This window comes from Cytophagia bacterium CHB2 (genome assembly GCA_030263535.1).
Lineage (GTDB): Bacteria > Zhuqueibacterota > Zhuqueibacteria > Zhuqueibacterales > Zhuqueibacteraceae > Coneutiohabitans.
The window spans coordinates 1-7,119 of sequence record SZPB01000336.1; the positions used below are offsets into that span (position 1 = coordinate 1).

General features: G+C 53.4%; 7 protein-coding genes and 1 tRNA gene. 6 read left to right on the forward strand and 2 right to left on the reverse strand.

Going from position 1 to position 7,119, the window contains the following annotated elements:
• From FBQ85_23850 to FBQ85_23875, 6 genes are all read left to right on the forward strand, one after another.
• Positions 1 to 756: DDE-type integrase/transposase/recombinase (locus FBQ85_23850; GenBank protein ID MDL1878173.1), on the forward strand; the 756-nt coding region annotated here is incomplete at its 5' end.
• Positions 757 to 909: 153 nt separating this feature from the next.
• Complete coding sequence (locus FBQ85_23855) at positions 910 to 1,944, forward strand: 6-phosphofructokinase (GenBank protein MDL1878174.1); 1,035 nt, start codon at positions 910 to 912, stop codon at positions 1,942 to 1,944.
• Positions 1,945 to 1,989: 45 nt separating this feature from the next.
• Complete coding sequence (gene gap / locus FBQ85_23860) at positions 1,990 to 3,000, forward strand: type I glyceraldehyde-3-phosphate dehydrogenase (GenBank protein MDL1878175.1); 1,011 nt, start codon at positions 1,990 to 1,992, stop codon at positions 2,998 to 3,000.
• Positions 3,001 to 3,009: 9 nt separating this feature from the next.
• Complete coding sequence (locus tag FBQ85_23865) at positions 3,010 to 3,786, forward strand: triose-phosphate isomerase (protein MDL1878176.1); 777 nt, start codon at positions 3,010 to 3,012, stop codon at positions 3,784 to 3,786.
• Between the two features lie 27 nt (positions 3,787 to 3,813).
• Entirely contained in the window at positions 3,814 to 4,179 is a 366-nt protein-coding gene (secG, locus tag FBQ85_23870) for a preprotein translocase subunit SecG (protein ID MDL1878177.1), read from the forward strand.
• Positions 4,180 to 4,364: 185 nt separating this feature from the next.
• Positions 4,365 to 4,449, forward strand: a tRNA-Leu gene (locus FBQ85_23875).
• Positions 4,450 to 4,650: 201 nt separating this feature from the next.
• Here FBQ85_23875 and FBQ85_23880 read toward each other — a convergent pair.
• Together FBQ85_23880 and FBQ85_23885 are read right to left on the reverse strand one after the other, a co-directional pair.
• Positions 4,651 to 5,706 carry a hypothetical protein gene (locus tag FBQ85_23880; protein ID MDL1878178.1) on the reverse strand — a complete coding sequence of 352 codons (1,056 nt, stop codon included), beginning with the start codon at positions 5,704 to 5,706 and terminating at the stop codon, positions 4,651 to 4,653.
• Positions 5,707 to 5,855: 149 nt separating this feature from the next.
• Positions 5,856 to 6,890: a trypsin-like peptidase domain-containing protein gene (locus FBQ85_23885; protein ID MDL1878179.1), complete on the reverse strand. Its 1,035-nt coding sequence runs from the start codon at positions 6,888 to 6,890 to the stop codon at positions 5,856 to 5,858.
• Positions 6,891 to 7,119 lie beyond the last annotated feature (229 nt).

The following is a 7,119-nucleotide window of genomic DNA, read 5'->3' on the forward strand; positions in this document are numbered from 1 at the left end:
GACGTTTCAATCAACACCGTTACAAAGCTTCTTGTGGATATCGGGCAAGCCTGCCAAAAGTATCATGATGAAAACGTAAAAAACGTTTCAGCAAAGCGGGTGCAATGCGATGAGGTTTGGTCTTTCGTCTACGCCAAAGACAAGAATCTCCCTGAAGCATTTCGGGGAATGTATGGCATCGGAAGCATTTGGACTTGGGTAGCGATGGAAGCGGATTCGAAGCTTGCTATTTCGTGGCTGGTCGGAAATCGCGATGCGGAGTATGCTCGAATTTTCATCAGAGACGTTGCCTCGCGCTTGAAGGATCGCGTACAGCTTACAACAGACGGCTTGAAAGTGTACTTGGAAGCTATCGAGGATAGTTTTGGAGCAGATATTGACTACGCCCAGCTTGTCAAGATTTTTGGCAAGCCGATTGAGGATGAACGCCGCTACAGCCCGCCCGAATATGTTGGCATTGAGAAAAACGTCATTTCTGGCAATCCCACCGCAAGGCACATTTCCACAAGCCACATTGAGCGCCAAAACTTGACCATGAGAATGAATATGCGTAGATTCACGCGGCTGACCAACGGCTTTTCGAAGAAAGTGGAAAATCATGCGCATGCCGTCGCGCTGCACTTCATGTATTACAACTTTGTTCGCATTCATAAATCCTTGCGCGTTACGCCCGCAATGGTCGTCGGTCTCACAAACAAGCTTTGGTCAATTTCTGACTTGATTAACCTGATTGGGGATGGCGGAAATTCAAACTGAGACACTACCTCGCGGGATAAAAGCTTGACAATCCAGGCGATTTTTGTTATCTTACGCGGTCTTTTTTAATTTGAAACGCGGTTTTTACCGGGAATTTTCGCAGGACTGTAGATAAAACTTTAGGACGTTACTTGTTATGGAGGACCAAGTTGTATGAGAATTGGTATCTTAACGGGAGGCAGTGATTGCCCCGGCTTGAATGCGGCGATTCGCGCCGTTACGCGACGCGCCATCACCGCTTATGATGATCAGGTATTGGGCATCAGGAACGGCTGGGATGGTCTGATCGAAGGCGACATCGAGCCTCTGAGTTTGTATTCTGTGTCCGGCATCCTGCCCAAGGGCGGCACGATCTTGGGAACCTCGCTGCACAACCCGTTCAAAAGCGAAGAAAGCATCGCAAAAATAATCGAGAACACCCAGCGCTATGAAATCTCCGCGTTGGTGGTCATCGGCGGGGAAGATACGCTGGGCGTGGCGCATAAGCTGGCGAGCAAGGGCGTGAAAGCCGTCGGCATTCCCAAAACGATTGATAACGACGTTGAAGGAACCGACATCTCGTTCGGTTTTGACACGGCGGTGGGTATTGCCACAGAGGCGATCGATCGCCTGCACAGCACCGCAGAAGCGCATCACCGCGTGATGGTCCTGGAAGTTTTGGGCCGTTTTTCAGGGGCGATTGCCGCAACCGCGGGCATTGCCGGCGGCGCAGATTATATCCTCGTGCCGGAGCAGCCGTTTTCCGTCGATGAAGTCGCAAAAGCAATCGAAGCGCGCAAGCGCCGCGGCCGGAATTTCAGCATCATTGTGGTTGCCGAAGGCGCGCGGCCGCAGGAAGCTGACCGCGAGTTCGGTGTTGCCAAACGCGTCGATGAATACGATCATCCGGTTTATGGCGGCGCCGGCGATTACGTCGCGCGCAAGCTGGAGCAATTGCTGGTGCAAACCGAAGTGCGTGTCACGGTGTTGGGCCCGTTGCAGCGCGGCGGCTCGCCCACCTCGTATGATCGCTTGCTGGCGACGCGCTTTGGCGTGAAGGCTGCGGACATGGTGCACGAGGGCAAATTCGGACGCATGGCGGCATTGCGTGGCACGGAGATCGTCGACGCGCCCATCACCGAAGCGCTGCAAAAACCAAAGACCATCGATCCCAAAATTTTGGAAATTGCTAAAGTATTTTTTGCATAAACGTGCAACAGATTTTCATTTAACGAACCGAGTGTGGAGGAGTATATGGCTATACAAGTTGGCATCAACGGATTTGGCAGAATCGGGCGCAACATCTTTCGCGCCGCAATGAACGACAAAGACATCGAATTCGTCGCCGTCAATGACATCACCGATGCGAAAACCCTGGCGCATTTGCTGAAGTATGACTCGATTTTGGGCAATCTCGACGCGCAAGTCGTAGCGAAAGATAATAACATTCTGGTGAACGGCAAGCCGGTGCGTGTTTACTCGGAAAAAGATCCTGCAAACCTGAAATGGCGCGATCTGGGCGTGGACATCGTGGTGGAATCGACCGGGCTTTTCACCAATAAAGACGCGGCGGTCAAGCACATCACCTCCGGCGGCGCCAAGAAAGTCATTATCACCGCGCCGGCCAAGGGCCAGGACCTGACCGTGGTGATCGGCGTGAACGACAGTAACTACGATCCCGCCAAGCATCACGTGGTTTCGAATGCCTCGTGTACGACAAACTGCTTGACGCCGGTGGCTAAAGTCATTCTGGAAAAATTCGGCATTAAAAGCGGTTTGATGACCACGATTCACGCTTACACCAACGATCAACGGATTCTCGATTTGCCGCACAAAGATTTGCGTCGCGCCCGCGCCGCCGCTTTGTCGATGATTCCGACCACCACCGGCGCTGCTAAAGCCGTGGCGGAAGTGATTCCCGAGCTGAAAGGCAAAATGGATGGCATTTCCGTGCGCGTGCCCACGCCCAACGTTTCGCTGGTCGATGTCACCTTCGAAGTCGAGAAGGCCACCTCGGTCGAAGAAGTCAACAAGGCGTTCATCGAAGCAGCCGACGGCAAGATGAAAGGCATTTTGGGATACACCAACGAGCCGCTGGTGTCGATCGATTTTCGCATGAATCCCAATTCTTCCATCGTCGATTTGCTGTCAACGTTTGTGAACAATGACGGCAAGACGGTGAAGGTTTTCTCGTGGTACGACAATGAATGGGGTTTCTCGTGCCGCGTGATCGATTTGATTCACTTGATGGCGCGTTCACTCTAAGAGGCAACCATGGCAAAGCGTGAGCGCCGTCTGTTCGTTGCCGGCAACTGGAAGATGTTTACCACCGCGCCGGAAGCCGCAGCGTTGATCAAAGCGCTGAAGGTCAAAGTTCTCAATATCGAAAAAGTTGACATGGCGGTTTTTCCGCCGTTTACAAATCTTAGTACGATCGCCGAGCTGTTGAAAGGCTCGGCGATTAAGTTCGGCGGCCAGAATCTCCATTGGGAAGAAAAAGGCGCATTCACCGGCGAAATCTCTGCCGCCATGCTGTTGAGTGTGGGTTGTGAATTCGTGTTGATCGGGCACTCGGAGCGCCGGCAATATTTCGGTGAAACTGATGACACCGTGAATCGCCGCTTGCAGCGCGCGTTGGCTGCGGGTTTGCAGCCGATTGTGTGCCTCGGCGAAACGCTGGCGCAACGGCAGGCAGGCGACACGCAGCGCGTGCTGGAAACGCAAGTGCGCGGCGCGTTCAAAGCCATCACAGCCGAGGATTTTGGCCGTGTGACGATTGCCTATGAGCCGGTTTGGGCGATTGGCACGGGTGTGAATGCCACGCCTCAGCAAGCGCAAGAAGCGCATGTTTTCATCCGCAGCCTGCTGCGGGATTTATATAATGAAAATCTGGCGAACGCCTGCCGGATTCAATACGGCGGCAGCGTGAAATCGTCCAACGCCGCGGAGTTGTTGCAGCAACCGGATATTGACGGCGCGCTCGTGGGCGGCGCCAGTTTGGAGGCCGAGGGCTTTGCGGCCATCATCAAAGCCGCAGAAGCATTGTCTTGATCTAAAATTTAAACCAGGAAAACTTGTATGTACGCTTTTCTCATCACGATTTTTCTCTTGATCGCCGTGTTGCAAACCATCGTCATTCTCATGCAAGCGAGCAAGGGCGGCGGTTTGGCCGGCTCTTTCGGCGGCAGCACCATGGGCACGGTTTTCGGCTCGCGCGGCGCTGCGACATTCTTGAGCAAGCTCACTGCAATTCTCGCGGCTTCCTTCATGGTAATGGCGTTGATCCTGGGCTTGATGAAATCGGCCGCTGGCCCCAGCAGCAGCCTGGTTGGCCAGGAACGTGAAGAGCGCCAGGTGAGAACGCCCTCCCCGGCTGACATCGGCGCGCCGATTGCCCCGGGTTTGCAGCAGACGCCGCCGCCGGCAGCGCCAAAACAAGAGTAGCTTTACTCGATTTCTTTTTGTATTGTCACGCGAATTGTCATCCGACGAAGATCTTGTTTGGTAATGTTCAGTCACGGCTTGGCCGTGACTTAGTTACAGCAGATGCCGCGGCAGAACAAACCGGGCTTACCGATTTTGAATCTCAAAGTCCATTCGGTTGATTTTTAATTGGGGGATTCTCAGTTGCGGAAGTGGTGAAACTGGTAGACACGCTATCTTGAGGGGGTAGTGGGTTCGCCCGTGGGGGTTCAAATCCCCCCTTCCGCACCAAACTTGATTCCCGCTTTGATGTCAAAGTGTGGAAGCAAAACGAAAAAGGCCAAATTGACGATCTGTCAATGTTGGCCTTTTTTGTTTATTCTACCGCCCGGGCGGACAAACCGCGAATCAACGCGAATGGGAAATCTATTAGCGTACATTCGCGTTAATTAGCGGTTGCAGGAAATGGGTACGTTATTCAAATGGCATTCCTCACGGAAACTTCAATTCCAACCCAAAGCGCGGATAAGCTTTCAGCTTGAGCTTGAAGGGATCTTCTTCCGACAAAACGCGCTGCCCGATTTGAAACCCGCTTTTTAATTCATTGCGAAACGCCAGGCTGCCGCCGGCAAACACATGCAAGGCAAAGTTGGCAATCGGCACGCCCAGGCCGAGGCCGAGCACCGGCTCGATGTGCGTTGCCACGCGCAAACCGCCGAGCAAATGCACGGAAGAAGCAATGGTCGGGGCTTTGGTATCCACCGGCTTGAAATGGTAATTGATCACCCCGAACGCCGCCAGGTCGCCGCTGGGCTGCGGCCGCACGATGATGGTACCGTCCTCGCCAATTTCGAGCACAATATCGTTAAGCGTTGTAATCGCCGTGGCAATGCCGTAGCTCCAGCGTTCCAACGGCGTATTATCGAACACCGCGGACGCGAGATAGCGATCCTCCTCCAGCGTCTTCTTGACGATCACCGAAATATCCGAGGATTTCTTGAATTTGTCCGGGATTTCAAAACGGCGCACGTCGATCCACGTGGTTTTCTGTTCGGCAGAATCCAATGCCGCTTGTATGCCGAACCCGATAAGCTGCAGAAACGCCGGCAGGTTCTCTTCAAACGGCGTGGGTTTCGACTTCAACATGACGGAAACAAATGAAGGCGCGTTTTCCGTGCGCGAGACAAACAAATAATACAAGCTGTCGCTGTCCAGGCCGTACAGCCGGGTGTCGAGAAAACCGGAGCCTGCGTGAAACATGCCGATGGGTGAAACATGATCGGTGAAATTGGCGACGACAATGTAGTACGAGGCGGGGTTCAGCTTCAGCCCGCTTTGGTCGATCAGCTTGCGCAAGCTGTCCGAGGCCATGTCTACCTCGCCTTCGATGAAAAAGCGATAAGACTTGGCAAAAAGATCCGTGCTGTCATTCACGGCATAGGGCGTGCCGGTCACGGGCTTGGGCACGATGACAACCTTTTCCTGCGCGGCGGCAAAATGCGCCAACAGCAACAGCAACACAAAACTCCAGGTCAAACGTCGTTGCATAAATTTTCCTTGTTAGAATAAAATTCTGAAAGTTTATCGCAGAATAGTTTGTCGGCAGAATGATTTGAAATAATTCTGCCGATACATCATCCTGCCAAAAATGTCACATAAGTCACCCGGCTTGCCGGGAAAATGATTGCTGAAATTGATTATGGCAAATAGTGCGGCGCCAGCGTGATTTGCAGGCGCGCAAGCGCCTCGGCTGATTCCTGCAAAAATTTGCCGATCACGTTCGCGCCCACGGCATACGCCGCGCCATAGTTGATCAGGTTGACTTCTTGAGCGCTGATCTGCGGCAAATCTGCGGGATTGAGATTTTCTCCGATCAAGGCGTTTTGCGGCGGCGCGAGATAGTTCAACTTGTCCGAGGACACCCCGCGCACGATGCCGGCGAGTTGCAAACCGTGCTTGGGCCGCACGACGAAAACCGGCCCGCCGGAAAAGCCCGAGCGCGCCACGGCATCGATCAAGAAAAAACCCTCGTGCGGCAGCAGGCTGATCAGGCCGCTGGTCAACTGCTTGGTTTCCTTGGGATAGCCGAACAGATAGCAGAAATCGCCCCACGCCACCGGTTCTTCGAAGGCAATGCTGGAAGCGTAGGCAAATCCCACGTTGAAGGTGGAGGGCACGCGCAGCAAAGCCAAATCCGCGCGCTCATCGGCGATGATCATCTCCGCGGCAATCAGATGATTGCTCTGCGAGAGAATGTAATGTTCCTGCTTGCGCATGAGGGCGCGCGAGTGCAGGATATCGGTGCGCCGGCCCTCACTGTCGCGGTAGTAACTGTTGATGGTGTCACGATGAATCACAACATGCGCGCAAGTCAAAACGATGGTGTGGCGCTCGTCACGGTGAATGATCAGGCCTGCGCCGTTGACTCTTTCCGTTTGTTGGCTGCGGAGGATGGCATTGCCGGCTTGCAACTGATAGCCGGTCGGGCTGGTGGAATCCGGTTGAAACCGGCCCTCGACCAGTTGGTGATTGTAGGCTTCGACGCGGTAATTGAAAATCGCGCCCACGCCCACGATGGAGTGCACCACGGTTTCCAAAGACTTCTGAATTTCGCGGGAGAAGATCGCCTGGTCGGGTTGAAACGATTTCGACTCAAGACCGGCGCCACAACTGTACAGCGCGACTGACAAAAGGCCAATCGTAATGCAACACCCTATTTGCCGGAAGTTCATTTTATTTGGTACACGGATATTCGCATTTCTGCTTTTTCGCCGCAAAACAAGATTTTCGTGCCTGATTTCACTTACAAGACGCGGCACCGGTGAATATGTTGAAATGCCGGTGAAATGTCAATCGCAAACTTGCTGAAGGATTTCGCTGTACAGAATTCTGAACCACAAACAATATAAAAGAAAAGGCCAACATGGGTGATCATGTTGACCTTTGTCTGTTCTGGCTCCC